The sequence below is a fragment of the Halorubrum lacusprofundi ATCC 49239 genome, from assembly GCF_000022205.1.
GTDB lineage: Archaea > Halobacteriota > Halobacteria > Halobacteriales > Haloferacaceae > Halorubrum > Halorubrum lacusprofundi.
Map to the genome: position 1 here is coordinate 2,278,910 of NC_012029.1, position 25,861 is coordinate 2,304,770.

Consider the following 25,861-nt stretch of genomic DNA (forward strand, 5'->3'; position numbering starts at 1 on the left):
CCCTCGCTGAGCGCGGCCGTCCCGGTTTAATACGGCTCTTTCCCCCACCGCCGATCGTCGTAGGTCGCCTGCTGGTCGCTGTCGAAGCGTTCCTCGAACTTCCGGCGGAGCGCGATCTTTTCCGTCGCCGCGATCCGCGCCAGCTCGTCGGCCTTCGCGACCGCCTCCGGCGGACCCCGGGTCGTCGCCACGTCGGCGAGGACCTGTCGAGTGAGCCGCTCGCGGATCGACGGGTCGCGGGCGAACGCGTACGGCGCCTCCAGCTTGTAGGTCACGTCGGTCCGGGGGTCGTACACGACCATGAACGTCGGCTCGTACAGCTCCGGGTCGAGCTCGCGTTCGATGCCGAGCGCGTCGCCGTCGGCGGCCATCGTCGCGTCGGCGCCGCCCCGACTGCGGAACCACGTGGTGAAGGTGAGCTCGTCGTCGACGCGGTCGGGTCGGCTGCCTCCGCCTTCCCCGTCGCCCTCTCGCCGCTCCAAGAGCCGGGTGAAAAGCGCCGTGTCGTCGGGCCACGGCGGTTCGACGCCCTTCCGAGCCAACGCGCGAACGATCGTCCCGCTGGAGGGGTTCTTCACGAACCCGGCCAGCGGCACGTCGCGCTCGACGAACCGCTCGACCAGCCGGACGTACTTCTCGACTACGGCGCGGGGCTTCGCCTCGCGGGCGAGCGCGCCCAGTTCGGGGTTCCGGTCGTCCCACGTGAACAGCTCTTTCGGGTAGATCGGGCCGTCTAACACGAGCAGGTCGTCGACCTCGTCGGCGTGGTCGAGCGCGTGGGTCCCCTCGGCGAGGTATAAGGCGAGCGCGTGGACGACCCCCTCGGCGTACCGGTTCACCCGCGGCGCGTGGAGCACGCGCTGGCGGGTGTGGCCGTCGTCGCGCGAGGTCCACTCGCCGTCGAAATTCGCGGTCGAGTCGCCGGCGTGAACCGTCGCGACGATCGTTCGGTCGCGGTGGAGGTCCAAGTCTGTCGGCGCGCTCGCCATCGCGGCGTGGGCCACGTCGACGACGAGCCCGTTTTTAAATGTGGTCGGGTTGATCGTGCCGGAGTCGAGCCCGTGGACCGTCTCGAACGGGCGGTCGGTGAGGGCGGCGTCGTCGATCGGCGCCCGCCGGCGCTCGTGCTCGTCGACGGGTTCGATCACGACCCGCCCGTCGTGGCGGAGTTCGGGGAGCCACTCGCGCCACACCCGTCCCGCGAGGTCGTCGTGATCGGTCGTGTCCACGTCGCCCGCGATACCGTACGCGAGCTGCGCGATGTTCTCGACGTGGATCGGATCGAGCGTCACGGCCGTACTGCGGGCCGGGGTGACTTAAAAGCGTTCGGCCGCGGTGCCGTCCCTTCTGGGACCGCTAGGACTACACACGTTCGACGGCTCCCCTCACGGAGTATCAGAAGGAATACTCGGACGCCAACCTTCTTTGTCGGATCCTCGCTCTCGTGACCATGGCCGAATCAGCAGTCGGGTCGAATAGGGAGAGCCACGGCCCGTCGGGAGCGGGGGAGAATGGTCCGTCAGGACCGGTTGGAAAGGTTCGAGAAGTACTCAGATACATACCGAACGGTACGTCGATGCCGGCGTCGATGTGGCGCGGTCGCCACCGGAACATCCTGCTGGCGATCCTCGTGCAGGTGCCGCTGTTGCTCGCGTTAGGGCTCTACGAGGGGACGGAATCGGTCACGGGCGCGGAGATCCCCGCGACGCCGACGTGGATGCTCGGCGGCATGATCGGGGCCGTCGTCGGAACTGTGGCGCTGGCGAACTGGCCGCGACTCGGGCGCCGGACGCGGACCGTCCTCGCGGCGTTCAGCGTGATGACGGTGTCGATGGCGTTGGTCAAGTTCTCTGGGGGGTACATCGAGGCACACTTCCACTTTTTCGTGTTCCTCGCCGTGCTGGCGGTGTACGAGGACTGGCTGCCCTTCGCGGTGGGGATGGGGTACGTCGCGGTCGGGCACGGCACGTTCAGTCTGATCGACTCCAGTCTCGTCTACAACCACCCCGCCGCGATCGCGAACCCGATCGTCTGGGGCGGGATCCACGCGGTGTTCGTCACGGCGCTGGCCGCGGCGCTGATGGTCAACTGGTACTCCATCGAGAAATCGCGAGAGGAGGCACAACGGCAGCTCGACCTCGTCGCTGCGCAGAAAGCCGAGATCCAAGACGTCGAGGCGGCGAAAGCGGAGGCCGAGGCGCGCAGCGCAGAGGTCGAGCGATTGAACCGGCGCCTCGAAACGACGGCCGACGACTACAGCGCGACGATGGACCGCGCGGCCGACGGCGACCTCACAGTGCGGCTGGACGCTGACAGCGAGAGCGAGGCGATGGAACAGATCGGTGCCGGGTTCAACGAGATGATGGACGAGATTGAGGCGACGATGGGGGAGATCCAGTCGTTCGCCGGTGAGGTGTCCGCGGCCAGCGAGAAGACCGTCGCAGGCGTGGACACGGCCGAGGCTCGCAGCGAGGACGTGAGCCGATCGGTCACCGAGATAGCCGAGGGCGCCGACGACCAACGCGAGATGCTCGAACGGGTCTCCGGCGAGATGAACACCCTCTCGGCGACGATCGAGGAGGTCGCCTCCTCGACGGAGACCGTCGCGGACGCTGCCCAAGAGACCGCCTCGATCGCCGACGAGGGGCAGGACACCGCGGGCGAGGCGATCGACAGCGTCGGGGAGTCGCGGGACGCGATCGGCGAGACGGCAGAGAAGGTCAAGATTCTCGACGAGCGGATGGAGGATATCGGCGAGATCGTCGACCTCATCGGCGACATCGCCGGGCAGACCAACCTGCTCGCACTCAACGCGAACATCGAGGCGGCGCGGGCCGGCGGCGGTGGCGGCGGTAGCGGCGGAAGCGACGGGTTCGCAGTCGTCGCCGACGAGGTGAAACAGCTGGCCGAGGAGACCCAAGAGGCGGCCCAAGAGATCGAAGAGCTCATCGCCGGCACCCAGGCGCAGACGCAGGCGGCCGTCGAGGGAATCCGAACCGCCGAAGCGCACATGCAGGGCGGAGCCGAAGCCGTCAGAGACGCTGCCGACGCGTTCGCCGAGGTGGCGGACAACGCGGGAGAGACCGACGACGGGATCCGCGAGATCAGCAAGGCGGCCGACGATCAAGCCGCGAGCACAGAGGAGGCGGTGTCGATGGTCGAGGAGGTCGCGGGGATCAGCCGGTCGACCGCCGACGAGACCGACGAGGTCAGCGAGGCGGCCGACGAACAGCTCGCCGCGATGTCGCAGGCGACCGCCGAGGCCGACTCGCTCGCCGAGCAGGCCGAGCGGCTGCAGGCGCTGCTCCGGAAGTTCGAGGTTTGCGGGGAGTCACCCGACGACCCGTCGGCGCCGGGAGCGCGCGACGTTGCCGTGAGCGACGGCGGGAGAGCGGAGTAAGACGGGCGAGCGGAGTAAGACGGCGATCTGGGGCGTTACTCGCTTTTGCCGGTCGCGGCGACGACGGCTTCGAACACAGAGAGCACCCGCTTTACCTGCGCGCCGTCCTCGACGAACACCAGCGTCCGCGGCGGCCGGACCGCCTTCGGTCTGACACGGAGTCCGGCGCTCTCGGCGGCGTCGGCGGCGACTGCGGGGAGGCCGGACCCATCACTTCTCCCCGCCCCCGTGACAAATTCGATCCGGAGCCGGTCCGGCTGAACATAGGCCTCGGCGACGAGGTCCCTCTCGCTTTCCTCACTCTCCGCCTTGACTTCATCGCCGTCCGCCCCGCTTCCCTCGCCGCCGCGAACCACCCTGTACGCGAGCGCGCCGTCGGGGGTCGGCTCGACATCTGGGTCGGCGTCGGCCACCGCGAGGTTCCGCAGTCGGCCCTCGTTGCCGGCGATTTCCGAGGCGAGCAGCTGGCCGATCCGCACCCCGTCGGTCAGGCGCTCTCCGACCATCACTCCGCCTCCGCGGCGCCTGTCGTCGCGTCGGCCCCGGTGTCTCCCTCGCCGTCCGCGTCGCCGGCTGCGTCGCCGGCGGCGGCCAGCTTCTCGCGAACGTCGGCGGCGAGGTGGTCGACAGCGGCACCGTGCTCCTTCGCGAAGAGGACCGCGGCCGCCTCGATGCTGACCGCGAGGGCTCGCTGGCGCTCGTTGATACCGGCGACCGCGCGCTGTTTCTCAACGCCGGCAGCGACGATCGCGTCGAGCGCCGTCTCGAAGGTGGACTGTTCGCGGAGGATCGACTCGTCGGGCGTGAAGTCCTCGGGGACAGTCACGTCGGCGGGGTCGAACTTCGCGACGAGATCGCCGTCCTCCTCGGTGACCAGCCCGCGACCGACCGCGACGTCGACGAGCCGCTTCGCCTGATCCGGGGAGAACCAGTCCCGATCGAGCGACAGCGCGACGACGAACTCCCCCTCACCCAACTGCTCCGTCGCCCGCTGTTTGAAGGGCATGGCGACGGCGGCCTCAAGGCTCATGTCCGAATGGCGGGGCGGCGACGGCGGTAAACCTACCGAACCGAGAGCCGGGCTCGGGCCGGGTACAGGTCGGCTCGTGGCCGACAACTGTTATCACGCGTCGGAGTGATTGCGCACGCATGGAGACTCGCCCGCTCGGCGACACCGGCCACGACAGCACCGTCATGACGTTCGGCGCGATCGCGCTCAACTGGCTCGAACAGGAGGGCGCGAACCAACTGGTCGAACACGTCCTCGACTACGGCGTCAACCACTTCGACGTGGCGCCGACGTACGGCGACGCGGAGCTGAAGCTCGGACCGAAGCTCCGCCAACACCGCGAGGAGATCTTCCTCGGCTGTAAGACCCAAGAGCGAACCTACGAGGGCGCGTGGCGCAAGCTCGACCAATCGCTGAACCGGCTCGGCGTCGACACGATCGACCTGTATCAGGTGCACGGGCTCGAGTACGACGAGGAGCTGGACGAGATCACGGGCGACGACGGGGCGCTCGCGGCGTTTCGCGAGGCCAAAGAGCAGGGGCTGATCGACCACATGGGCCTGACGAGTCACGGCGACCCGGGGCTCATCCTCGATGCGCTCGACCGTATCGACGACCTCGAGTCGGTGATGTTCCCCCTGAATCCCGTCGTCGCCGGGAAGGACGACGACGAGTACGACTACGAAGCGGTCCTCGCCCGCGCCGACGAGAAGAACGTCGGCACGCTGGGGATCAAGGCGTTCGCCGGCGGCTCGTGGCCCCCGACCGACGAGCTTCCCGAGGCGGACCGACCGTTCGCGAACTGGTACCGACCGGTCACCGCGCCCGACGAGATCCGCGAGCGGTTCGACTTCGCCGCCGCACAGGGACTCACCAGCGTCATCAACGCCGGCGATCCGAAGCTCGTCACCATGATCCTCGAAGCCGCCGCCGACTACGATGGAATGGACGAGGTCGCCCAACGGTCCCTGATCGAGCGGGTGCGCCACGACGACAGTCCGGTTCCCGAACAGCTGCACCACTGAGCGGGACGGATGGACGTTCCGCACACCGTCACGGCCGCGCTCGACGATCGGTCGGTGGCCGGGAAGCGGTGTCTGGAAGCCGGTGCGGGTGCCGGGAACGCGACCGCCGGACTGCTCGCGAACGGCGCCGATCGGGTGTACGCCGTGACGAACGACCGGGATCACGCGCGGACGACGCGACGGCGCGTTGACGACGACGGTGACGATGGGGACGACGACGGTGACGACGGCGACGGCGACCGCTTGGCGGTGCTGGAGGCGGACCTCCGAGCGACTCCCCTTCCCGCCGACTCAGTCGACGTGATCACCGCGCACGGACTCTGTAACGTCCTCGATCCCGCGGCGCTGGCGGCGATCGCCGAGGAGTTCTCGCGGGTCGCGGCCCCGGGCGCGCAGCTCGTCGTCGACGACTACGACCCGTTGCCCGACGGTGCCGCGGTCAGAGAGCTGTTCGCCGTCGAAAACGCCGCGTCGGAACTGGCCCGCGGCCGCCCGGCGCTCACCTTCTACCCGGCGGCGTTCTTGCGGCGGTTCTTCGCGGGCCACGGCTGGGAGTTCGAGCGGGAGCGGACGCTGCTGGAGCCGGTCCCGTGGACCGAGAGCCACGTCTCCGCACATGCCGACCGAGCGGCCTCCATGGCCGCGGAATGCCCTGGTGAAACGAGCGACGCGCTGTCGGCGACCGCCCGTCGGCTCGCGGCCGAGATCGGGTCGGAATCGGTCGGACGGATGTACGGTCTCGCGTTTCGTCTCCCGGAGTGACGGCCTCGGAAATAGCGGTTCTGTTGAAACTCCCTGTAGTCGAGAGAAACGCTATGCGGCATACAGATCGTGTATGGATCGGGAGAACTGCCGGTGAACTCGTGCGTTTTGTCAAAGTTCGCACATTGGGAGCAAGAAACAAGCATATTCGAGCGCATCTCGTTGCTGATGGCGGATATACTGCTAGTGGTCGGCGTGACGTTGCTGGTCGCGTTTGTCTTCGGTGAGGCCCTCGAACGGGTTGGTGAACCTGCTCTCGTCGGTGAGATCATCGCAGGACTGGTTCTCGGGCCGTCCATCATTGGTCTCATTGACTACGATGAGACATTCGCTGTGTTCGGGATCATCGGCGCAATGCTCCTCTTTTTCGATATCGGCTACGAGCATCTCGACCTTACAGAACTCCTGTCAGTCGGTTCTGCCGCCGTCAGTATCGCGCTGTTTGGGATGATAATACCCGCGGGCACCGGTCTCGCACTCGGCCTCGCGTTCGACTACAGCGTCACCGAGAGTGCTTTCCTGGCACTCGCGCTCTCGGTGACTTCTATCGCCGTAACCGCTCGAACGTTACTTGACCTACACCAGCTCGATTCGCGTGTCGGGCATCGTGTTGTCGGGGCCGCAGTCGTGGACGACATCGTCGGTCTCGTCGCGTTCGCACTGCTCTTGCTCGCAGTCTCCGGGGGCGGTACCATCGAGGCCGTGACGACTCTCGGACAAGTGATCGGGTTCTTTGCCCTCGCCGTGATCGCTCGGTTCGCCGTTATCCAACAACTGTCGTCACTTCTGGCGCGTTCACGGCAGATAGAAGCAGATATACTGGCCCTCTTTGGTGTGGTATTCCTCGTTAGTTTCAGTGCTGAGGCGGTCGGTCTCGATGTTACCCTCGGGGCACTCATGATCGGTCTGCTTGTGGGTGAAGATGAGCGTCTCTCGCGGTTGGAAGTCCGTGAGGGTATCGCCGGTATCGCGTACGGGATGTTTATTCCACTTTTTTTCGCAGGCGTGGGAGCGCAGATCGATCTTCGTGTCCTGACCACGCTTGACACATTCGTCATCGCCGTCGTTACTTTCGGTCTAGCGGCGAAGTTTGTCGGCGGGTTTATCGGCAACCTGATAGCGGGCGGAGATGTCCACGAGTCCGCCGCGATCGGCGTCGGTATGACTCCAAAGGCGGGAGTCGAACTGGCGATCATCAGTGCCGCTCTCGCAGAAGGACTCATCTCAATACGGCTGTTCTCGGCCATTGCAGCGCTCGTACTGGTGTCTGTGTTGATCTCTCCATCTCTTCTTCAAGCTGTGTTGAACCGGACGAACAGTCCCGAGTGACGGCGCTCCGAGAGAGACGTGTTGTGTTCGGCACGGCTGTTGAAACCTGTCTCCGACTGAGGATTTCGACGAAGGCGAAACAGCGGGAACGCGTCGTCCAACCGCCGAAACGATCCGTCAGTCGGCCGTCGCCGTCGACTCGTCAGTCGTCGTCGGTCGCCACGGCCGGTTCGTCGGCGGCGGGCGCCCGGTCCGCGGCCGGCGTCACGTTCAGCGAGTAGCCGGTCGCCGCCATGACGAACAGCACGAGGGGCGACAGGAACGCGAACAGGTAGTACGGGGCGTACTCTAGGGTCGGAACTCCGGTGACACCCGCCATGTAGACGGCGCCCGCGTGCCACGGGAACAGCGCGCCGGTCGGCGTCCCGGCGGCCTCGACCGCACGGGAGAGTTGGTCGCTGTCGAGTCCGAACTCGTCGTAGGTGTTCCGAAGGGTGACGCTCGGGAGGACGATACTCATGTACTGCTGGGCGGTGAGCGCGTTGATGACGATCGCCGAGACGCCGGTCCCGGCGACGAGCGCACCCGGGCTCTTCACGGACGAGGTGAACGAGTGGGCGATCACCGCCAGCACGCCGGTCCGCTCCAAGATACCACCGAGCGCGAGCGCGGCGACGACGACCGTGATCGTCCATGCAGAGCCGGTGAGCCCGCCCGTCGCGAGCAGTTCGTTCACCAGATCGGACCCAGACTCCGGCGCGGTGCCGTACATGAAGGTGTTCCACGCGGCGACGAAACCGGACCCCTGCACGAGAATCGTCGTGATCGCGCCGGCGAACACGCCGGCGACGAGGGTCGGCAACGCGGCGTACCCGCGCAGCGCCAGTCCGAAGGTAACCACGAGTGGGATAAATGCGAGCAGCGTGATTGCGTACGTCCCGCCGAGCGCGCCCTGGATATCGGCGATCCGACCCACCGGGATCTCCCCACTGGCGCGGAGTCCGAGCGCGAGGAAGCCGAGCACCGCGAGCCCGAAGGCGACGGCGGTACCGGTCCGCATCCGGCGAATGTGCGTGTACAGATCGGTGTTGGTGACGCCGGCTGCGAGGTTCGTCGTGTCGGAGAGCGGCGACTGCTTGTCACCGGCGTACGCACCCGAGAGGACGGCGCCGACCGTCATCGGGGCGGGAACGCCGAGCCCCGCACCGATGCCGACGAAGGCGACACCGAGGGTGCCGACCGTGGTCCACGAGGAACCGATGGCGAACGCGACGACGGCGGCGACGACCGCGGCCGCCGGCAGGAACGTCGTCGGCGAGAGAATCTCCAGCCCGTAGTACATCAGTCCCGGAATCGTGCCGGCGCTGACCCACGTCGCGATGAGCCCGTAGATCGTGAAGATGATGAGAAGCGCCTGTAGCCCCATCACGAGCCCGTTGGCGATTCCGTCGAACAGTTCCTCCCAGTCGTAGCCGAGCCACAGGCCGAACCCGCCGACGAAGGCGATGCTCCAGAGAAGCGGGGGGTGCGGGTCCAGTCCGAGGACGGCCGAGCCGATACCAAGGAACGCCACGACGGCGAGGACCGGGATCAGCGCCGCCGCGAGACTCGGGCGGCGATCCGGATCGAGGTCCTCGTACGTTGTGGGCGTGAACGAGCGTGCCATACCCCGACATATTCCCTTGAAGCATAAATATGACTCGAAATATGCATGGAAAAGATAACGATCATTCATCTCGTTTCTGGCGGGGCGGCGGCGATGGGAGGCGAACGCCGAGAAGTCGCCGACTCCCGGCGCGTCCGACCGTGTGCCGCCGTGTCGCGGGGGTCATCGAACGGACGGTCTTATACGCGTCGGCAGTCAAGTCGGGGCAACATGATATTTGAGGGCCTCCCGACGACCCCCCGCTCGGAGGAACTCGTCGACAAGGCATTCTCGCGGGCGGCGCGCGCGGGGCGCGCCAAACACGGGCACGAGGCGCAGGAGTCGATGCTGCGGACGGCCGGCAACGTGCTCTCGGACAACTTGGAGAACGTCGTGGTGTCGTGGCCGGACTTCGGCTTCGACGTGGAGCCGTTCTACTACGAGCTCGCCGACGCCATCGTCGACGTCGACCGGCTCCGGCAGGCGCTCTCACAGGTGATGTGGGCCAGCCGGCAGATCGAGGACCTTCGCGACGAGTATACGACGAAGATCCGGAACTCGGACGTCGACACCGCGCGGAAACACCGCAAGCAGGCGTTCGCGCGCATGGCCGACGTGATGGACCAGATCGAAGACGATCTGCGGTACATCGGCGACTCCCGGGACCAGCTGAAAGTGCTCCCGGACATCCGACCAGACGAACCCGCCATCGTGATCGCGGGCTACCCCAACGTGGGCAAGTCGTCGTTCGTCAACCGGGTCACCCGCGCGTCGAACCAGATCGCGGAGTACCCGTTCACCACGAAAGGCGTCCAGATCGGGCACTTCGAGCGCGACCACGTCCGGTACCAGATCGTCGACACCCCCGGCCTGCTCGACCGGCCGGAAGACGAGCGCAACGACATCGAGCGGCAGGCGGTCAGCGCCCTCGAACACCTCGCGGACGTTGTCGTGTTCGTGCTCGACCCCTCCGGCGACTGCGGCTACCCCCTCAATGTCCAGCTCGAACTCCGCGAGGAGGTCCGCGAGCTGTTCGGCGAGGCCGTCCCGTTCCTCACGGTGGCGAACAAACACGACCGCTTCGAGGCGGTACAGGCGGAATCGGTCGACGCGACGATGAGCGTCACCGAAGACGAGAACGTCGAAGACGTGCTCGACATGGCCGTCGAGGCGGCCGCGTTCGAGCCCGACCTCCCGACCCGCGACGGCGAGGAGTGAGCGGCCGTTTATAAGCGGTCGGTGGTCGCTTATAAACGGTGAGCGCCGCGGCTCGACGGAGGCGCCCCATTCTCCCAAAAAGTCACCAGCTGAGCGCCGTCTCAGGCCTGTTCGGCGGCGTAGATGACGTTGACGCTGACCCGCACGCTCACGTCGCCGGTCTCGATGCCGGTGGCGGCGCCCGCACCGTCGCTCTCGGCCATCACGGCGGCGTCGGACACCCGATACGGCGTCACGCCCGCGTTGGCGGTGGAAACGCTGTAGGCGCCGGCCAACTCCAGCCCGCTGGAGTCCGCGAGGACGGTGGCGTCGCCCTCGGCGTTCGCCATCGCGTTCTCGATGGCGGTCTCGCGGACCTCGCGCTCGCGTTCCTCGCTGAGCCCGAACTCGATCCGCTGGACCTCGTCGGCGCCGGCGTCGATCGCCACGTCGATGACCTCGCCGACCGCGTCCACGTCGTCAAGCGCGATCGCGTAGCGGTGAACGCCTTGATACTCCGTCCGCTCGGGATTCTCGCGCGTCTCGTAGGATTCTCGGACGTCGTACTGATCGGTCCGAATGTCGTCCTCGTCGAGCCCCCAGTCGGTGAGTGCCGCGCGGACCGCCTCATCGCCGGCGGCGAGTTCGTCGCGAACGGCTGCGGAGTCGTTGCCGGTCGCGGTCACCGCGACCTGGATCGTCGCGCGGTCCGGCTCGGCCGTGGCCTCGCCGCTCGCGGTCACCTCGATGTTCCTGTCGAGCGTCGATTTGTCGCCCGTATCGACGCCGGCGGTTCCGGTCGACCCGACGAGTCCCGAACAGCCCGCGAGCGCGACGAGCAGCGCGACGCCCACGGCAGTTGCCAGTTTCCTGTTCATACCCGACCTCTCGTCGGGAACCACCAATAAGTCGCCGAAAGGACAAAGAATCGTTTGTGCTATCGGACGGGGGGATCCTGATCGACCCGATCAGGCGGAGCGGGTCTCGTCGTCCGTCTCGCTCTCGTCACCCTCGTCGTCCGCTTCCTCGCTGTCTTCCTCCTCTTCGTCGGGCTCGTCGTGATCCGTGATCACCGCCGGCTCTCGCGAGAGGCTGTCATCCGCCTCGCCCTCGTCGTCCTCCTCCTCGGGATCGTCGTGATCCGTGATCACCGATCGGTCTGCGGCTTCGTCGCCCTCGTCACTGTCGTCGCCGTTCCCGTTATCGCCAGCGTTGCCGTCGTTGCTAACGTCGCCGGCGTCATCCGTTCCGTCGTCGTCTCCCGACGCGAGATCATCGGACTCCTCGTCCCTCCGTCGGCCCGAATCGCCAATCTTCGCCCCGCTTGCCTCGTCCGGATCGCGCTCGACGCCTCCGTCCGGCGGCCCGGACACCCGCCGTCCGGGACCGAAGAGCCGATCCCGGAGCGAGCGGTTGCTCGGGCGCTCGGCGAGCAGCACCGAACAGTCCACGTCGTGGATCACGTCGAGATGCAGGGAGTTCGAGACGAGCCGCGAGAGCAGCCCCTTCTCCGTCGCGCCGATGATGACGAGGGTGTTGTCCGCGGCCTCCCGAGCGATGGCTCCCTCGACGTCGCCGCTGTCGTCGACGATACGCTCGGCGTCCGAGAGCCCGTTCTCCGCGGCCCAGGCGGTGAGGAACCCCTCGCCCTCGGTGCGGTTCTCGGGACCGTTGACGACGTGAAGCAGGCTCACCTCGGCGTCGGCGGTCCGAGAGAGCACGCTCGCGACCTCCGCGCCCAGCGTCGAGTCCGGGCCGCCGGAGGTCGGGAGCAGGACCCGCGAGGTGTCGAGGTCGCTCTCGTTCAGGATGAGGAAGTCGCACGGGAGCTGGTTGGTCAGCTCGTCGATCGGTCGCTCCGCACGGGCGGCGTTCCACAGCTGGTCTTCGCCCCATCCCATCAACACGGCGTCCGGACGGGTCCGACGGGCCATGTTGAACACCTCCTCGAAGGAGCGGTGCGAGACGACCGTTGAGGTGGAGACGTCGATGTCGTACTCCTCGGCGGTCTCGCGGAGCCCGGCCATCCCCTCCTCGGAGACGTCGGCGATCCGGCCGGCGCCCGCCGACAGCGACATCCGCTCTGGCGCCTGCACGACGTGGACGATGTGGACGAGTCCGTCCTCGTGGTCGCTCGCGATCTGACTCGCAAGCTCGACGATAGGGCCGTCGGTCCGCGGGTTCGTGATGGGGACCATGATCCGGTAGCCTTCGTTTGCGAACAGCGTCGCCTCCGTGGCGTCCAAGATCGGGACGTACGAGCGCCCGGCGGCGCGACCGAGCACCCACTCCGGCACCGTGAGCCGGCGGGTGACTCCCTCGAAGCGCGCCTCCTCTAAGCGCTCCTGGCTGGTCTGGAAGTAGTTCACCAGCGTGACCAAGACGATCCCGCCGATGGTGTTCCCGATCAACACCGGGATCACGAAGCCGACGATCCCGGAGTAGAGGCTGATCTCCGCACCGTACAGCGGGATATTGTACTCGAAGAACAGGTAGAGGACTTCGGTGAACGAGACGACCACGTGGAACAGGTCGCCGAGCGGGATCGCGAGGAACGCGAGGTAGACGACGAGCATCCGGCTCACGGAGTCGGTCGAGGCGAAGCCGACCCAGACGACGCCGGCGACGATCAGTCCCGCCATCGCGGCCTTGAAAAACAGTGGGACGGCGCCGATGCTGAATCCACCCTCGGAGATGTACCGCGCCGCGTCGACGGTGTCGCCCGTGAAGACGCCGCCGTACGAGAGCACGAGCGCGCCGATCCCGCCGCCGATGAAGTTGCCCGCGAGCACGATCGTCCAATGGCGGAGGAGTGTGGGGATACTCGCAAGCCGTTCCAAGGTCAGCGCGACCGGCGGGAGCGTGTTCTCGGTGTACAGCTGGTAGCCGCCGATGATGATGTAGATGAACCCGAGCGGATAGAGGAGCACGCTCAAGATCGGATGGGAATCGGTCGCGGCCGTCAGCGATGCGTACAGCATGAAGGTGATCGTGATCGCCAGCCCCGCCGCGAGCCCGCTGAAGAAGAGTTCGCGGCTCCCGGAGGTCACCTCCTCGTCCGCGGCAGCGATGATCCGCTGGAACACCTCGTCGGACGAGAAGCGGTCCCGAACCGCTTCGCCGACCGCGGGCGCACCGCTGCGGGAGCGCTCGACGACTTCGCGCATCGAATCGTCGTCGGGGCGTGTCGAGTCGGTCACTGTGCTATGGCACTGGGGCCGCGTTGAAAAGTACTTCTACTTCCGTCATGCACCGTAAAAACCGCTGATACTAAACTTTTGCTGGAGTAAAGATAGTTTCTGTTCATGTTTATTGGGGAACAGAGGAAATCGTTCGGTCGAGATTCCGCGCCGAGGGCGGAGACGCGTTCGGTTGCGGTCCAGCGGGTTCGACCGTCAGTCAGGCGCGGCTGACCGCCACGAGCCGAACCTCGACTTGCACATCCTCGCCGATCGCCGACTCGATCCGTTGGTCAAGGGCCCGGGCGACTGTCTCTGCACCGACGTCCGGGGGCGCCCCGACGGTAACCACCACGCGTTCGGTGTTGCGGGGCGGTAGCGTCCCGCCCCGATCGACCTCGAGTTCGATCAGTTCCATCCCGGGGTTTATCGCGTCCAGCTCGTCGCCGACGGCGGTCCGGATGTCCGCCTCGGTCGTCGAGGCGACGTACGAGTCGTAGGTGACGCCGCCGAGGAACACCGACAGCACCGCGATGGCAGCGACGAGGATGGCCGCGCGCTTCAGGAAGGCCGCGCGCGCGTCGTCCTCGCGGAACCAGCGCTGCGGGCGATACCCCTCGTACCACAGCGTCACCAGCGCGGAGAGGTTGATCGAGAGGACGTTCACCGCGACGATCACGCCCGCGCCGATCACGAGCCGCGGGATCTGAAAGGCGATCCCGATACCGACGGCGGCCGCCGGCGGAATGAGCGCCACCGCGATCATCACGCCCACCAGCGCCGCGGAGACGCCCGTCATCAGCGAGATGATCCCGGCGAGACCGGCGCCGATCGCCACGACGAGCACTAAGACGTTCGGCGCGAGCCGCTCGGAGACCTCGGCGAGATCCAACGGGTCGAGTCCCGGCGGGACGAGCGCGAGCCACCGCAGCGCGAACGCGAACAGCGTCGCGGCCGCGATCGCGACCGCGACCCCAAGTACCTGCATCCGTACCCCGCGCCGAAACATCTCCTCGTCGTCCACGACGGTGCCGACCGCCGCCGACATCGCCGGTCCGATCAGCGGCGCGATCACCATCGATCCGACCACGGTCGCCGGCGAGTTCAAGAGCAGTCCGGCCGTCGCGATCACGGCGGAGATAACGGTCATCAGCACGTACGTCCGGATCCCGGAGGCGAGGTCGTCGGCCTTCGCCTGCAGCTCCTCCCGCGAGATATGCTTGCCTGCGTGTTCGGCCTCCTCGGCGTACTCGTCTTCGAGCGCCTCGAACCGGCGGGAGATAACCGTCTCGGCCGCGACAATGACGGTGTAGGTGCTCTCGTCGATCCCCACCTCTCGGAGCCGTTCGAGTACGGGTTCGACGGCGGCAGTCGGGAGCGGGAACGTCGCGACCGCGGTGTACTCACGGCCGCTCGTTTCGTCGGTGACGACGTAGTCGACTCCCTCGTCGTCGAGCGCGCGGATAACGGCCGCGCGCTTCCCCGCCGGGATCATGACCTGAACGAGTCGCACGGTCGGTCGTCTCGCCGGCGGGACTTATAGGAGGCGATGCCGCTGGCGGTGATTGCGGCGGGAGCGACACAGCGGGCGATCAGTCGATCCGAGAGCGGGATCCAGTCAGTCGACCCGGTCAGACGATCCGAGGGCGGGACCCCGTCCGTCCCGCGCGAAACGGAACTTTAATGCGCGAATCCCTCGCACGTTCAGACAAGAATGCTCTCGCCGCTGTTCATCGACACGTTCCTGCTCGATTACCACCTCGGGCACGTCATACTGCTCGGGTTCGTCGTCTCGCTTCTGGCGACCGTGCCCCTGAAGTCCCTGAAGGTGATCGCGTCCGTCTTCGCCGGCTTCGGGACGATCTTCCTGGTCGCCCCGTACACGACGATGCCGCAGACGTACGTCCTCGCGGGCATTCCGATGATCCTGATCGGCGCGCTACTGTGGACGATGGCCGGCCGGTAACGCGGTTCGCACCACAAATTCCCGGTTTTCTGCGGTTTCCGTTTCGTTTTTGTCTGTTTCCGACAGCGTCGCCGTTTCGTCTCACCGCGCCGTTGTTCGATCCCGCCTCTTTTTGCACCCCGGGCGACACTCCCCGCCATGGTCACGGTACGGGCACCCGCCACGAGCGCGAACCTCGGCAGCGGGTTCGACGTGTTCGGAGCGGCCCTCACACGGCCGGCGGACGTCGTCACCGTCGAGAAGGCGGCAGAGACGACGATCGAGGTCACCGGCGTCGGGGCGCAGTACATCCCCGAGGATCCCAAGAAGAACACGGTCGGCGCCGTCGTGGAGGCGCTCGACGCGCCCGCGCGGATCCACATCGACAAGGGGGTCCGCCCGGCGTCCGGGCTCGGCTCCTCGGCCGCCAGTGCCGCCGGCGCCGCCGTCGCGCTCAACCGACTGTACGACCGCGGGCTCTCGCGCTCGGAGCTGGTCCCGATCGCCGCCGAGGGCGAGGCGGTCGTCTCCGGCGTCGCGCACTCGGACAACGTCGCGCCCTCGATCCTCGGCGGGTTCACGGTGACAACGAGCGAGGGGACCCACGCCGTCGACGCCTCGATTCCCCTCGTGGTCTGTCTCCCCGACGTCGCCGTCTCCACTCGCGACGCGCGCCGGGTCGTCCCCGAGACCGCCTCGATGGACGACCTCGTCGAGACGGTCGGCAACGCCGCCACTCTCGCGATCGGGATGTGCCGCTCCGATCCCGACCTCGTGGGCGCCGGCATGAGCGACCCCGTCGTCACCCCCGAGCGCGCCCGCCTGATCACGGGGTACGACGAGGTGCGCGCCGCCGCCTTCGACGCCGGTGCAACCGGGGTCACCGTCAGCGGCGCCGGTCCCGCGATTCTCGCCGTCTGCCGCGACGGGCAGCGACGCGGGGTCGCCGCCGCGATGCTCGACGCTTTCTCCGACGCTGGCATCGACTCCCGCGCCTACCAGACGCGGATCGGGCGGGGGTCGACGGTGCTTGAGGAGTGAGGCGATGACGTGGAGGTGGCTGAGGTTTCAGTCGATCGCTTATAAGTCGTTGATGACAGATAGGTAGCGAGAGTCTCCGACTCTCTAGTCACTCATTTATAAGTGATCAACTAACTCGCGGTGAGCACTTCCAAAGCCGATGAACACTTCCAAAGCCCCAGCCGGGAGGCGGGCGCACGCTCGCTGCGCTCCTTGCGGTGCTTGCGTCGCCCGCGCCCGCCTCCCGGCTGCCCCTTTGAGTCCCGCCCCGCACAGCGACCACACCTCACACCTCCCCAGCCTCACCGCGACGGCGTTTATAAACGCCGTCGTCTCCCTCGCGCGGGCTGCTCGCGGCCGCTTATAAGCGGCCGCTCGCAGGCGCACGCCACCGCAGTTCACTTATAAATAAAGCCAAGGATACCTCGTCTCCTCCGACGAGTTCCGCTCGCACTTATAAGGCACCTACGGCGCGCGGGCGACGACGGCGAACGTCTCGGTGCGCTCAGAGGCGGAGATCACGTCGAAGCCCGCCGCCTCCAGCGCCTCGACCGCGTCGTTCGCGGCGAACCGCTCGTCGGCCGGCGGGCCGTGGTCGCCGTCGCCCGCGGCCGACCAGTCGAAGAGCGCAAGCCGGCCGTCAGAGCGGATCACGCGAGCCAACTCCGCGATCGCGTCGTCGCTCGCGAACTCGTGGTACGTCATCGTCGAGAACGCGGCGTCGAGATCGCCGTCGTCGAACGGGAGCACCGCCACGTCGCTCTCGACGAGGTCGACGTTCTCGGGGACGCCCTTCTCGCGGTAGAACGCGTGCATCTCGGCCTGCACGTCGACGCCGTAGACGGTCTCGACGTGAGATGCAACATCGTCGGTGTAGAAGCCGGTGCCGCTCCCGAGGTCGGCGACGGTCGCCGCCGCGCGGTCAGCGCGCTCGGCCGTCAGCGCGCCGATAATCTCCTCGGCGGACACCCAGCGGTACCGGGCCTCGGGACGCTCCAGTCGCTCCGCCTTGTCGGCGTCGAACGTGTGAAATCCCATGGTCAGTCTTGTACACGAAGCACTAAAACGCGTCCGATCGAGCGCTCACCACTCGACGGCGAGCCGCTCGACGAGCCGGTCGATCTCGGCCTCGGTGGAGACGGCGTGGACCGACGCCCGGACCCCGTCCGGGTGCGGGAGAGAACGAACGACGATCCCCTCGTCGGCGAGCCGGTCGACCGTCGCCTCGGGGTCGTCGACGTCGATCGTGACGAGCCCGGACTCGTACTCGCGGGGGCTCAGCAGACGGTCGTCGGGGACGCCGTCTTTGAGCCGGTCCGTGAGCGACGCGATCCGGTCTTCGATCGTCGCGATCCCGACCGCGTCGATCGCGTCGAGCGCCTCGATCAGCCCGACGTGGGCGGCCGGGGTCGTCGATCCGACCTCGAAGCGCTTCGCACCCTCCTTGAACACGATCTCGTCGGCGTTGGGATCCTCGACGCTCCGGTAGCCGACCGCGCGCGGCGCCAGCTCGGTCGCGGCCTCGCGGTCGACGTAGAGGAACCCGGCTCCCCACGGGCCGAGCACCCACTTGTGGCCCGCCGCCGCCACCGCGTCGGCGCCCCACGCCGACACGTCCATCGCGACCTGTCCGGGCGACTGGACCGCGTCGACGAGCGTGAACGCGCCCGCCTCGTCCGCGATCTCGACGAGGTCCGCGACCGGGAGCCGCGTCCCGTGGGTCCACGTGATCGCGCTGAAGCAGACGAGCCGCGCGTCCGCCACGGCCTCGGCGTACGCCTCGCGATCGATCCGGCCCTCTTCGGTCTCGACGACGCGCACCTCGACGCCCTCGCGTTCGAGCCGCTTCCACGGGAGGATGCCGGCTGGGTGTTCCAGGTCGGTCCGGACGACCACGTCGCCGGGCTCCCAGTCGATGGCACCCGCGATCCGGGTGATCCCGTCGGTCGTACTCTCGGTCAGGGCGATCTCGTCGGGCTCGGCGCCGACGAAGTCGGCGACGCGCTCGCGGACCGTCTCGTACGTCTCGAAGGCGCGACTGTACGGGTCCGTCGTCGCCGAGCCGTACTCGTGGTCGGCGAGGAACTCAGACGCCGCCTCGACGACGTACTCGGGGCTCGGCCCGTGCGCGCCGAAATTAAAGTACGCGGCCTCGCCGAGCGCCGGCACGTCCGCGCGCAGCTCGCGCGGGGTCATCCGGTCGTCGACTTCGAGTCCCGCCATTCAGGCGGTGTGCTCTGCGACCGCGTCGGTAAGCGCCGCCTCCGTCTGCGCGCCGACCATCCGCTCCGCGAGCTCGCCGTCGACGAACACGAGCAGCGTCGGGATACCCTGCACGCCATACTCGCCGGCGAGCGCCTGGTGCTGGTCGACGTCGACCTTCAGGACGGCCGCGTCGGTGTCGTTCGCGATCGCCTCGACGGCCGGCTCCATCATCTGACACGGACCGCACCAGTCCGCGTAGAAGTCGACGAGGACCACGTCGTGGTCGGCGACGTAGTCGTCGAACTCGTCGGGGTCGGCCAGCTGAATCGGTTCCGTGGGGACGGCATCAGTTGAACTCATCACCTCATCGTACTCGCTCCACTCGGATAATGGTTTTGGATGGAAGCCACAATACCGCACATCGAATTGGACTGTATCCTGATCGATTCGGCGACGCAGGTCCGAGGGTTCAAATCCGGGGGCGACGAACCGCGCGGCATGTATGCGGTGGTCGGCTGCAACGAGTGCGCGGCGATGTGGCTCCTCATGGACCCGCAGACGAGCGACAGCGCGCGGTGTCCCCGCTGCGGGAAGACGCATCAGACGACGAAACTCAAGCGGTTCTTCGAGTCGGAGGACCGCGAGGCGGCCCGCGAGGCCCGGGCCGCGCTGCTCGCGAAGAAGCGTGACGAGAGCGCGGCGTTCGCCGAACTCGACCACGTCTCGGAGCTCGAGCGCGCCGTCGACGAGTCGGGAATCGACGACCGCGAGTACCTCGAAGCGTCGGGGATAGACGCCGACGCCGTCGACGAGGCGGGCGCCCGCGCCGAGGGGGGCGAGTCGGACTCGCGGAGTCGGAGTGAGATCGTCCGCGACGCGGTGGCGACCGTCGACGAGCCGACCGAGGAGAACGTCGTGGCGCACGCGAGCGACCACGGTGTCCCCGCCGAGACGGCCCGAGAGATCCTGACGCGACTCGCGCGCCGCGGCGAACTCTCCGAGTCGGGTGGACGCTATCGGGCACTCTGAGGGGGTCGATCCACGGGGTGAATCTCCTCGCGATCCCTGACAAAGCACTTATGTTGTCGTTCAGACGTGTCGGGTATGGACACGCGAACTGCCCTCCTGGCGGCCGCCGCCGCGCTCCTGCTCGCGGGCGCGGTCGGCGCCGTCGCCGCACCGGACGCGATCGTTGACCCGCGCGAGGCCGACGAGCGCCCCGGCGACGTACGCATCGTCGACACGGTCGTCTCACCGGGTGAGGTACGCGGTGAGACCGCAGAGCTCCGGCTCGGAGTCGACCTCCGACACCGAGGTTCGGCCGTCGAGAACGTCACGGTCCGCCACCGCGCGATCGGCGCCGACTCGGGACTGCTCGTCGACGAGACGACGGTCGATGTCGGCACCGTCGACGGCGGCGGCGAACGGACGATAAACGGTTCCGTTGACGTGGAGCGCGAAGGCGGCTATCGGATCGAGACCGTCGTCTTCGCCGACGGCGAGCGGCGCGCGAGCCAGACGACTCGCGTCGGCGGCGTCGCAGCACTTACTCCCGACTACGCCGATTCGCGCGTCGGCTTCACCGAAAGCAACGTCTGGCCGACCGTCGCGGTCAGCGTCAGCGAGGCGGACAACCAGACCGCCACACTATCGGTGTCGCTCTCGGTGACGAACCGCGGCGACGCCGTCTCGGAACCGCTCGATCTCCGCGTACTGCTCCGGCAGTCGGAGTCGAACGTGATCGCCGACGAGGCGAGCGAGACCGTCGGTGAGGTCCGTCCCGGCCGGACCGACACCGTGACGACGACCGTCGAGGTGCCCGCCAACTACAACTACTACGTCGACGCCGCGCTGTGGAGCGACGACGTGCTCATCGACGAGACGCAGGGCGTCGCCAACCTGAACCCCCGGGAGAGGATCACCGCGAACGAGACGGTCGAAGAAGTGGAGTTCGCCGTCGAGGACTTCACGCGAGGGAGCGACGACGCGGCGGACGTCGCCGACGCTCCCGATCGGGGTACGGACGGCGAGAGCGCCGGAGACTCGACGCCCGGCTTCGGGCCCCTCGCCGCGCTCGTCGCGCTCGTCGCCGCGATCCTCGTCGCACGGAGGAGACCATGACCGACGAGCGCGGCCACGGCGACGCCGGCGACACTAGTGACGACCGCGGCGACTCAAACAGCGACCCCGACGGTACCGACCCCGACGACATCGCCCCAGACGACACATCCGACTCACTCACCGGACCCATGACCGACATCGCCACCGACGCCGACGACACACCTGACACGAATCGCGCAGCGCGCACGACCGACCCTGAGAGCGATGCGAAGGAGGACACACAGAGGGACTCGAACGGCGACGATGGCCGGTTCGGTCGACTCTCGACCGACGACCTCCGCGGGCTCATCGACCGGATTGGGCTGGCGGCGCTGATCCTACTCGCGCTGATCGCCGGCTGGGGCTTCTACAGTCAGGCCGGCCGAGCGATCCGGACGTGGCTCGACCCGGCCTACCAGCCGATCGCCCTCGCCGTGTTCAACTTCGCAGTGCTACTCGTGGCGCTTGCCGGCGTCGCCCACCAGCTCTACCGGATCCGCCGGAGCGAGTCGGGCGTCTGAGAAAGGACAAATAACGGTTAAGTCACTCTCGACGACCGCCTACTCCTCAGGGAGGTCGTCGGTGCTGGCCGGAATCCGCTCGACCTGTCCCGCGAGCGTCGCCGCGTCGCCCGCGACGGTGGAGGCCTCGACGCCTGCCTCGTTCGCGACCAGCCGGACGTGCGCGGCCAACAGTGCGAGCGCACGGAGCCCCTCGTTGTCCGAGTCACCGTCGCTCCGCTGGGCGAACGTGGTGTCGATCTCGCCGTCGCGGACGACCCCGACGTGGACCGCCTCGATCCCCTCGCCGTCGAGGAGGGCGCGGGCGCGATCGATCTCCGCCGCGAACGCGTCGTCGCCGGCCGTCGATCCGTCTGCGGGACCCTCGTCGTCGCTCATGGGAAATTGTACGCGAAGCGGGGAGAAAAGCGCGGCGCCCGTCGGGACGCGCAGTTTCGGGGGTTCCGCGGGTCTGCCGGCTACTCGTCCGGCCGCGGACGAGCGATGAACAGCGCCTCTTCGAGCGTGAACGGGTTGTACACTGACTGGTGACAGACGCAGTAGACCCCGTTCGCGGCGTCGTACCGAGCCGACTCCTCGAGCACCTTGTAGTCGGGGATACAGCAGAAGTGCGTACAGACGTTGAGGTACGCGACGAACCCCTGGTCGGTGGACGCTTCGAGCCACTCGTCGCCCGAGTTCTCGACGGCTTCCTCGATCCGCGACGAGCGGATGACGTTCACGTTGAGGGCGGTCTCGGCGTTTTGCGACCGCCACGTGACCGAGGCCGGCTTCCCCACGCCGTCGTCGCCGATCCCGTTGCCCCACTCGTCGTAGTCGTCGAAATCGTCGATGTGGATCCGCTCGCCTTCGTCGTACACCTCGTCCATCCAGTCGTACTTCCCGGGCGCGGCGCGGAACAGGTTGTCTTCCGCCTCGTAGTCCGGCTCAATGTTCTCCTGCGACTCGACGCCGCAGTACTGGTACCACGCGCCGGTGTAGGTCTTCCCGCCGAGCTGCTCCTGTGCGACCTGGATCTCTTGGCCCTCCTGCGTGATGGTCTGCGTTTCGGGCCAGATCCCGCGGATATACCCGTCGTCGGTGACTTCCACGGGAACCTGCGGGAGGCCGCGTGGCGCCGGGCCGCCGGTCTTCTCGATCGTCATCGCGATGGTCGACCCCCCGCCGACGCCGCCGGAGGTCGTCAGGGTGTTCACCGTCGCCGACCCCATCGCACCGACCCCCGAAAGGGCCGCGCCGCCGACGACGCCCTTGACGAAGCGGCGCCGGCCGGACTCGGCCGGATACTTGTCGGACTGACTCATACGCGTTGCTCGGGTTGGACCGGTAAAAAGGGTGACGAACCCTCCACCCGAGCGGGAATGGCCATGAGTTGTCAGCGCGTCAGCGACCAAGCCGCTGACGCGTCAGCGGTCCGACCCGTCGGCGAACTGTTGAACGATCGATCGATATATTTACTCAAAACTGAGGCAAGCTTTCGTTCGGGCATCGCTTTTAACCCAGCCCGACGGATGTACCTGTGGTATGGTGTTGCACAATCGAGACGTGCGGACAGACGTGCGCGAGCTCGGCGCGCTCGTGGGAGACGTCCTCTCCGCACAGACCTCCACCGAGGCGTACGAGACGGTCGAGGACCTCCGACACGCGGCGATCGACTACCGACGCGGTGACGCGGCGAGCCGGGATATCCTTCGCGAGTCCGTCGAGGAGCTGTCGACGACCCGAGAGGAGATCGTCGCTCGCGCGTTCACGACGTATTTCGAGCTTATCAACCTCGCCGAGGAACGCGAACGGGTCCGCGCAATCCGAAATGCGGACGAGAACGGATCCCTTCACGACTCCTTCGATGCCACAATCGCCGAGTTCGCGGAGGCCGACGTCGGGCCCGACGAGCTCCGGGAACTGTTAGCGGACGTACTCATCGAGCCGACGTTCACCGCCCACCCCACCGAGGCCCGGCAAGCCACCGTGAAGGCGAAGCTCCGATCGATTGCCAACCACCTCGAAGCGCTCGACGAGCGCAACCTCACCGAGCGCGAGCGGAACGCGATCTGGCGCGACATCACCGCCGAGGTGACCAGCCTCTGGAGCACCCGACAGGTGCGCCAGCGGAGCCCGGAGCCCGAAGACGAGGCACGAAACGTTCAGTGGTACCTCGAAAACACTCTCTTCGATGTCGTGGGCGACGCCTACGAGGAGTTCGAGGAGACCATCTCGAAGGAGTACGACGACGTGGACTGCCCCAAGCTCTTCGAGTTCCGCTCGTGGGCGGGCTCCGACCGCGACGGCAACCCGTTCGTCACGCCGGAGGTCACCGACGAGACGCTGGCGCGCCAGCGCGAGGTCGCCGTCGAGAAGTACCGCGACCGCTGCAAGCGGCTCTCGGCCGTGTTGAGTCAGGACGGCGAGCGATACGCGGTCGACGACCGGCTCGCCGAGTCGCTGGCGGCCGACGTCGAACGGTTCCCGACGGTCGTCGAGGAGGCGCGCGAGCGCTACCCCGACGAGCCGTACCGTCAGAAGCTCCGCCTGATGCGCGAGCGGCTCGACCGCGTCGACGACGTGCGCCCCGGCGAGTACCCTGACGGCGACGCGTTTCTCGCGGATCTCGACGTTATCGCCGATTCGCTGGCGACCGACGGCCAAGACGCGGTCCGCGAGTCCTTCGTCGAGCCGCTCCGGCGGCAGGTCGACACGTTCGGGCTCACGCTCGCGTCGCTAGACCTCCGCGACCACCGCGAGAAACACACCGAAACGGTCGCCGAGACGGTCGCCGTCGAAGGCGTCGACTACCGAGAAATGGACGAGGACGCCCGTCAGGAGTTCCTCACCGAGGCGATCTTACAGGACGACCCGGTCGTCGACGCCGACGAGCCCGGCGACGTCTCCGAGACCACCGAGCGCGTGCTTCGCCGGTTCCAGGAGTTCGCCGAGTGGCAGGACGAGTACGGCCCGCAGGCGATCGACACCTACTGCATCTCGATGACGGAAGAGCCGAGCCACGTGCTCGAAGTGCTCTTCTTGGCCGATCAGGTCGGCGTCGTCTCGTTGCCGGACCACTGCGGGCTCGACGTCGTCCCCCTGTTAGAGACCGAATCCGCGCTCAACGGCGCCGAGCGCATCCTCGGGGAGCTGTTCGACAACGAGGCGTACGCGACCGCTCTGGAGGTCCGCGGCGAGATTCAGGAGGTGATGCTCGGCTATTCCGACTCCAACAAGGAGAACGGGTTCCTCGCCGCGAACTGGGACCTCTACGAGAACCAGCGTCAGATCGCGCGGTTCTGCCGCGAGGAGGATGTCACCCTCCGGCTGTTCCACGGGCGCGGCGGCTCCATCTCGCGGGGCGGCGGCCCGATGAACGAGGCCCTGCTTGCGCTCCCCAACGAGACCGTCACGGGGCAGGTGAAGTTCACCGAACAGGGCGAAGCGATCGCCGAGAAGTACGCCAACCGCCGAATCGCCGAGCGCGAGCTCGAACAGATGCTCGACGCGCAGATCCGCGCGCGTCAGGAGGCCACTGAGGAGCCCACCGAGGACGTGCCCGACAGCTGGGTCGACGCGATGGAGACGATGGCGCCTGCCGCCCGCGAGACGTACCGCGATCTCTTAAACACCGACGGGTTCGTCTCCTACTTCGGGCAGGCGACGCCCATCTCGGTCGTCGAGAACCTCAACCTCGGCTCGCGGCCCGCCTCGCGTTCCGGCGAGCGCACCGTCGAGGACCTGCGGGCGATTCCGTGGGTGTTCTCGTGGACGCAGACCCGGCTCATCCTCCCGGGCTGGTACTCGCTCGCATCCGGAATCGACGCCTACCTTGACGAGGTCGGCGAGGAGGAGGGCTTCGAGACGCTCCAAGAGATGTACGCGGAGTGGCCGTTCTTCCGCACGACGCTTAACAACGCGGCGCTCGCCCTCGCTCGCACCGAACCGGAGATTGCCGCCGAGTACGCCGACCTCGCGGACGACGACCTCCGCGAGCGCTTCTTCCCCGAACTGATCGGCGAGTACGAGCGTGGGCGCGAGCTCGTCTTGGAGATCAGCGGCCGCGACGAGTTGATCCGTCGCGAGTGGCTCGCCGAGAGCCTCGATCGGCGGAATCCCTACGTCGATCCGTTGAACCTGCTGCAGGCGAACCTGCTCGGGCGGACCCACCGCACCGAAGAGGAGGAGCGAACGCTCCGACTCACCGTCAACGGCATCGCCGCCGGGATGAAGAACACGGGGTAGCTCGCCCAACGACCCGCTCGCCCACCGGCCCGCTCGCTGCCGGCCGCTCGACGCTGGTCCGAGCGACGTTCCGTCCCTCCATCATTTTTCTCGATTACACTCAGATAGCCGACGCGCCGGCGATCCGATCGCGCCGGCGCCGGCGGCCTGTCGCTCAACAGCGAGAGATCCAGAAGGTAGGCATGTGACCAAATAATCGGTTGAACCGAGGTTTCTTTCGACTTGTTTATTCTCTACGAAAAGGTCCCATCGTGGTCGAACGGAAATTCAGTAGGCTGAGCGACTGTCACTACTCGATAGCACGAGAAATATCTTATATAATGGCATTTATTTTGATGGTAATTAGAGTGGAGGGTG

General features: G+C 67.3%; 23 protein-coding genes. 11 read left to right on the forward strand and 12 right to left on the reverse strand.

The genetic code is table 11. The features are described from left to right. Positions 1-26 precede the first annotated feature (26 nt). Positions 27-1,292, reverse strand: coding sequence for a DNA double-strand break repair nuclease NurA (locus HLAC_RS11375; protein WP_015910986.1), 1,266 nt, complete (start codon positions 1,290-1,292; stop codon positions 27-29). A 284-nt stretch (positions 1,293-1,576) separates the two neighbouring features. Here HLAC_RS11375 and HLAC_RS11380 point away from each other — a divergent pair, with 284 nt between their 5' ends. Beyond that, positions 1,577-3,400 carry a methyl-accepting chemotaxis protein gene (locus tag HLAC_RS11380; RefSeq protein WP_241211133.1) on the forward strand — a complete coding sequence of 608 codons (1,824 nt, stop codon included), beginning with the start codon at positions 1,577-1,579 and terminating at the stop codon, positions 3,398-3,400. A gap of 35 nt (positions 3,401-3,435) precedes the next feature. Here HLAC_RS11380 and HLAC_RS11385 read toward each other — a convergent pair whose 3' ends face one another. Both HLAC_RS11385 and HLAC_RS11390 read right to left on the reverse strand, forming a co-directional pair. Then, the gene (locus HLAC_RS11385; protein WP_015910988.1) at positions 3,436-3,906 is read right to left on the reverse strand and encodes a DUF7993 family protein; all 471 of its coding nucleotides are present in this window, start codon (positions 3,904-3,906) and stop codon (positions 3,436-3,438) included. After that, positions 3,906-4,430 carry a DUF2240 family protein gene (locus HLAC_RS11390; RefSeq protein WP_015910989.1) on the reverse strand — a complete coding sequence of 175 codons (525 nt, stop codon included), beginning with the start codon at positions 4,428-4,430 and terminating at the stop codon, positions 3,906-3,908. Before HLAC_RS11390 ends, HLAC_RS11385 begins: the two co-directional genes overlap by 1 nt. A gap of 119 nt (positions 4,431-4,549) precedes the next feature. Here HLAC_RS11390 and HLAC_RS11395 point away from each other — a divergent pair, with 119 nt between their 5' ends. The 3 genes from HLAC_RS11395 to HLAC_RS11405 all read left to right on the forward strand — a co-directional run bounded on the left by HLAC_RS11395 (position 4,550) and on the right by HLAC_RS11405 (position 7,525). Next, on the forward strand, positions 4,550-5,434 hold the full coding sequence (locus HLAC_RS11395; RefSeq protein WP_015910990.1) for an aldo/keto reductase: 885 nt from the start codon (positions 4,550-4,552) through the stop codon (positions 5,432-5,434). Positions 5,435-5,443: 9 nt separating this feature from the next. Continuing rightward, positions 5,444-6,196, forward strand: coding sequence for a class I SAM-dependent methyltransferase (locus HLAC_RS11400; RefSeq protein WP_015910991.1), 753 nt, complete (start codon positions 5,444-5,446; stop codon positions 6,194-6,196). A gap of 168 nt (positions 6,197-6,364) precedes the next feature. Continuing rightward, positions 6,365-7,525 carry a cation:proton antiporter gene (locus tag HLAC_RS11405; RefSeq protein ID WP_015910992.1) on the forward strand — a complete coding sequence of 387 codons (1,161 nt, stop codon included), beginning with the start codon at positions 6,365-6,367 and terminating at the stop codon, positions 7,523-7,525. A 142-nt stretch (positions 7,526-7,667) separates the two neighbouring features. Here HLAC_RS11405 and arcD read toward each other — a convergent pair whose 3' ends face one another. Next, on the reverse strand, positions 7,668-9,131 hold the full coding sequence (gene arcD, locus HLAC_RS11410; protein ID WP_015910993.1) for an arginine/ornithine antiporter ArcD: 1,464 nt from the start codon (positions 9,129-9,131) through the stop codon (positions 7,668-7,670). 210 nt (positions 9,132-9,341) lie between these two features. Between arcD and HLAC_RS11415 the strand changes: the two genes are divergently transcribed. After that, positions 9,342-10,328, forward strand: coding sequence for an NOG1 family protein (locus HLAC_RS11415; protein WP_015910994.1), 987 nt, complete (start codon positions 9,342-9,344; stop codon positions 10,326-10,328). A 101-nt stretch (positions 10,329-10,429) separates the two neighbouring features. Here the strand turns inward: HLAC_RS11415 and HLAC_RS11420 are convergent, their stop codons facing one another. The 3 genes from HLAC_RS11420 to HLAC_RS11430 all read right to left on the reverse strand — a co-directional run bounded on the left by HLAC_RS11420 (position 10,430) and on the right by HLAC_RS11430 (position 14,981). Continuing rightward, positions 10,430-11,185 carry an SIMPL domain-containing protein gene (locus HLAC_RS11420; protein ID WP_015910995.1) on the reverse strand — a complete coding sequence of 252 codons (756 nt, stop codon included), beginning with the start codon at positions 11,183-11,185 and terminating at the stop codon, positions 10,430-10,432. A gap of 90 nt (positions 11,186-11,275) precedes the next feature. Next, a complete protein-coding gene (locus HLAC_RS11425; protein WP_049933587.1) occupies positions 11,276-13,507 on the reverse strand; it encodes a formate/nitrite transporter family protein in 2,232 nt (743 codons plus the stop codon). 199 nt (positions 13,508-13,706) lie between these two features. After that, complete coding sequence (locus tag HLAC_RS11430) at positions 13,707-14,981, reverse strand: TIGR00341 family protein (protein WP_015910997.1); 1,275 nt, start codon at positions 14,979-14,981, stop codon at positions 13,707-13,709. Positions 14,982-15,200: 219 nt separating this feature from the next. Here HLAC_RS11430 and HLAC_RS11435 point away from each other — a divergent pair, with 219 nt between their 5' ends. Both HLAC_RS11435 and HLAC_RS11440 read left to right on the forward strand, forming a co-directional pair. Beyond that, positions 15,201-15,452 carry a DUF8006 family protein gene (locus HLAC_RS11435; protein WP_015910998.1) on the forward strand — a complete coding sequence of 84 codons (252 nt, stop codon included), beginning with the start codon at positions 15,201-15,203 and terminating at the stop codon, positions 15,450-15,452. A gap of 138 nt (positions 15,453-15,590) precedes the next feature. Next, positions 15,591-16,472, forward strand: coding sequence for a homoserine kinase (locus HLAC_RS11440; RefSeq protein ID WP_015910999.1), 882 nt, complete (start codon positions 15,591-15,593; stop codon positions 16,470-16,472). Positions 16,473-16,916: 444 nt separating this feature from the next. Here HLAC_RS11440 and HLAC_RS11445 read toward each other — a convergent pair whose 3' ends face one another. Genes HLAC_RS11445 through trxA form a run of 3 tightly spaced genes read right to left on the reverse strand, consistent with a single transcriptional unit; the run spans position 16,917 to position 19,016 of the window. Beyond that, positions 16,917-17,489, reverse strand: a complete 573-nt coding sequence (locus HLAC_RS11445; protein WP_015911000.1) for a class I SAM-dependent methyltransferase — start codon at positions 17,487-17,489, stop codon at positions 16,917-16,919. 45 nt (positions 17,490-17,534) lie between these two features. Then, the gene (locus HLAC_RS11450) at positions 17,535-18,674 is read right to left on the reverse strand and encodes an aminotransferase class V-fold PLP-dependent enzyme (protein WP_015911001.1); all 1,140 of its coding nucleotides are present in this window, start codon (positions 18,672-18,674) and stop codon (positions 17,535-17,537) included. After that, entirely contained in the window at positions 18,675-19,016 is a 342-nt protein-coding gene (gene trxA, locus HLAC_RS11455; protein ID WP_015911002.1) for a thioredoxin, read from the reverse strand. Positions 19,017-19,154: 138 nt separating this feature from the next. Here trxA and HLAC_RS11460 point away from each other — a divergent pair, with 138 nt between their 5' ends. From HLAC_RS11460 to HLAC_RS11470, 3 genes are all read left to right on the forward strand, one after another. Beyond that, positions 19,155-19,685 carry a DUF5817 domain-containing protein gene (locus HLAC_RS11460; protein ID WP_015911003.1) on the forward strand — a complete coding sequence of 177 codons (531 nt, stop codon included), beginning with the start codon at positions 19,155-19,157 and terminating at the stop codon, positions 19,683-19,685. Positions 19,686-19,760: 75 nt separating this feature from the next. Beyond that, positions 19,761-20,777, forward strand: a complete 1,017-nt coding sequence (locus HLAC_RS11465; protein WP_015911004.1) for a DUF7490 domain-containing protein — start codon at positions 19,761-19,763, stop codon at positions 20,775-20,777. Next, positions 20,774-21,277, forward strand: coding sequence for a DUF8060 family membrane protein (locus HLAC_RS11470; protein ID WP_015911005.1), 504 nt, complete (start codon positions 20,774-20,776; stop codon positions 21,275-21,277). The genes HLAC_RS11465 and HLAC_RS11470 overlap by 4 nt, the downstream gene beginning before the upstream one ends. 39 nt (positions 21,278-21,316) lie before the next feature. On the opposite strand, the gene HLAC_RS11475 is transcribed toward HLAC_RS11470, so the two are convergent. Both HLAC_RS11475 and HLAC_RS11480 read right to left on the reverse strand, forming a co-directional pair. Next, complete coding sequence (locus tag HLAC_RS11475) at positions 21,317-21,655, reverse strand: DUF8113 family protein (RefSeq protein ID WP_015911006.1); 339 nt, start codon at positions 21,653-21,655, stop codon at positions 21,317-21,319. Positions 21,656-21,735: 80 nt separating this feature from the next. After that, the gene (locus tag HLAC_RS11480; RefSeq protein ID WP_015911007.1) at positions 21,736-22,581 is read right to left on the reverse strand and encodes a Rieske 2Fe-2S domain-containing protein; all 846 of its coding nucleotides are present in this window, start codon (positions 22,579-22,581) and stop codon (positions 21,736-21,738) included. 220 nt (positions 22,582-22,801) lie between these two features. On the opposite strand from HLAC_RS11480, the gene ppc reads away from it, so the two are divergent. Then, a complete protein-coding gene (ppc, locus tag HLAC_RS11485) occupies positions 22,802-25,504 on the forward strand; it encodes a phosphoenolpyruvate carboxylase (protein WP_015911008.1) in 2,703 nt (900 codons plus the stop codon). The last annotated feature ends 357 nt before the right edge of the window (positions 25,505-25,861 follow it).

What these genes read in the sequence shown, in the direction of transcription:
- HLAC_RS11380 (WP_241211133.1), top strand. Translation starts at nt 1,577, where the DNA reads ATGCCGGCGTCGATGTGGCGCGGTCGCCACCGGAACATCCTGCTGGCG.
- HLAC_RS11385 (WP_015910988.1), bottom strand. Translation starts at nt 3,906, where the DNA reads ATGGTCGGAGAGCGCCTGACCGACGGGGTGCGGATCGGCCAGCTGCTC.
- HLAC_RS11390 (WP_015910989.1), bottom strand. Translation starts at nt 4,430, where the DNA reads ATGAGCCTTGAGGCCGCCGTCGCCATGCCCTTCAAACAGCGGGCGACG.
- HLAC_RS11395 (WP_015910990.1), top strand. Translation starts at nt 4,550, where the DNA reads ATGGAGACTCGCCCGCTCGGCGACACCGGCCACGACAGCACCGTCATG.
- HLAC_RS11400 (WP_015910991.1), top strand. Translation starts at nt 5,444, where the DNA reads ATGGACGTTCCGCACACCGTCACGGCCGCGCTCGACGATCGGTCGGTG.
- HLAC_RS11405 (WP_015910992.1), top strand. Translation starts at nt 6,365, where the DNA reads ATGGCGGATATACTGCTAGTGGTCGGCGTGACGTTGCTGGTCGCGTTT.
- arcD (WP_015910993.1), bottom strand. Translation starts at nt 9,131, where the DNA reads ATGGCACGCTCGTTCACGCCCACAACGTACGAGGACCTCGATCCGGAT.
- HLAC_RS11415 (WP_015910994.1), top strand. Translation starts at nt 9,342, where the DNA reads ATGATATTTGAGGGCCTCCCGACGACCCCCCGCTCGGAGGAACTCGTC.
- HLAC_RS11420 (WP_015910995.1), bottom strand. Translation starts at nt 11,185, where the DNA reads ATGAACAGGAAACTGGCAACTGCCGTGGGCGTCGCGCTGCTCGTCGCG.
- HLAC_RS11430 (WP_015910997.1), bottom strand. Translation starts at nt 14,981, where the DNA reads ATGATCCCGGCGGGGAAGCGCGCGGCCGTTATCCGCGCGCTCGACGAC.
- HLAC_RS11435 (WP_015910998.1), top strand. Translation starts at nt 15,201, where the DNA reads ATGCTCTCGCCGCTGTTCATCGACACGTTCCTGCTCGATTACCACCTC.
- HLAC_RS11440 (WP_015910999.1), top strand. Translation starts at nt 15,591, where the DNA reads ATGGTCACGGTACGGGCACCCGCCACGAGCGCGAACCTCGGCAGCGGG.
- HLAC_RS11445 (WP_015911000.1), bottom strand. Translation starts at nt 17,489, where the DNA reads ATGGGATTTCACACGTTCGACGCCGACAAGGCGGAGCGACTGGAGCGT.
- HLAC_RS11450 (WP_015911001.1), bottom strand. Translation starts at nt 18,674, where the DNA reads ATGGCGGGACTCGAAGTCGACGACCGGATGACCCCGCGCGAGCTGCGC.
- trxA (WP_015911002.1), bottom strand. Translation starts at nt 19,016, where the DNA reads ATGAGTTCAACTGATGCCGTCCCCACGGAACCGATTCAGCTGGCCGAC.
- HLAC_RS11460 (WP_015911003.1), top strand. Translation starts at nt 19,155, where the DNA reads ATGTATGCGGTGGTCGGCTGCAACGAGTGCGCGGCGATGTGGCTCCTC.
- HLAC_RS11465 (WP_015911004.1), top strand. Translation starts at nt 19,761, where the DNA reads ATGGACACGCGAACTGCCCTCCTGGCGGCCGCCGCCGCGCTCCTGCTC.
- HLAC_RS11470 (WP_015911005.1), top strand. Translation starts at nt 20,774, where the DNA reads ATGACCGACGAGCGCGGCCACGGCGACGCCGGCGACACTAGTGACGAC.
- HLAC_RS11475 (WP_015911006.1), bottom strand. Translation starts at nt 21,655, where the DNA reads ATGAGCGACGACGAGGGTCCCGCAGACGGATCGACGGCCGGCGACGAC.
- HLAC_RS11480 (WP_015911007.1), bottom strand. Translation starts at nt 22,581, where the DNA reads ATGAGTCAGTCCGACAAGTATCCGGCCGAGTCCGGCCGGCGCCGCTTC.
- ppc (WP_015911008.1), top strand. Translation starts at nt 22,802, where the DNA reads ATGGTGTTGCACAATCGAGACGTGCGGACAGACGTGCGCGAGCTCGGC.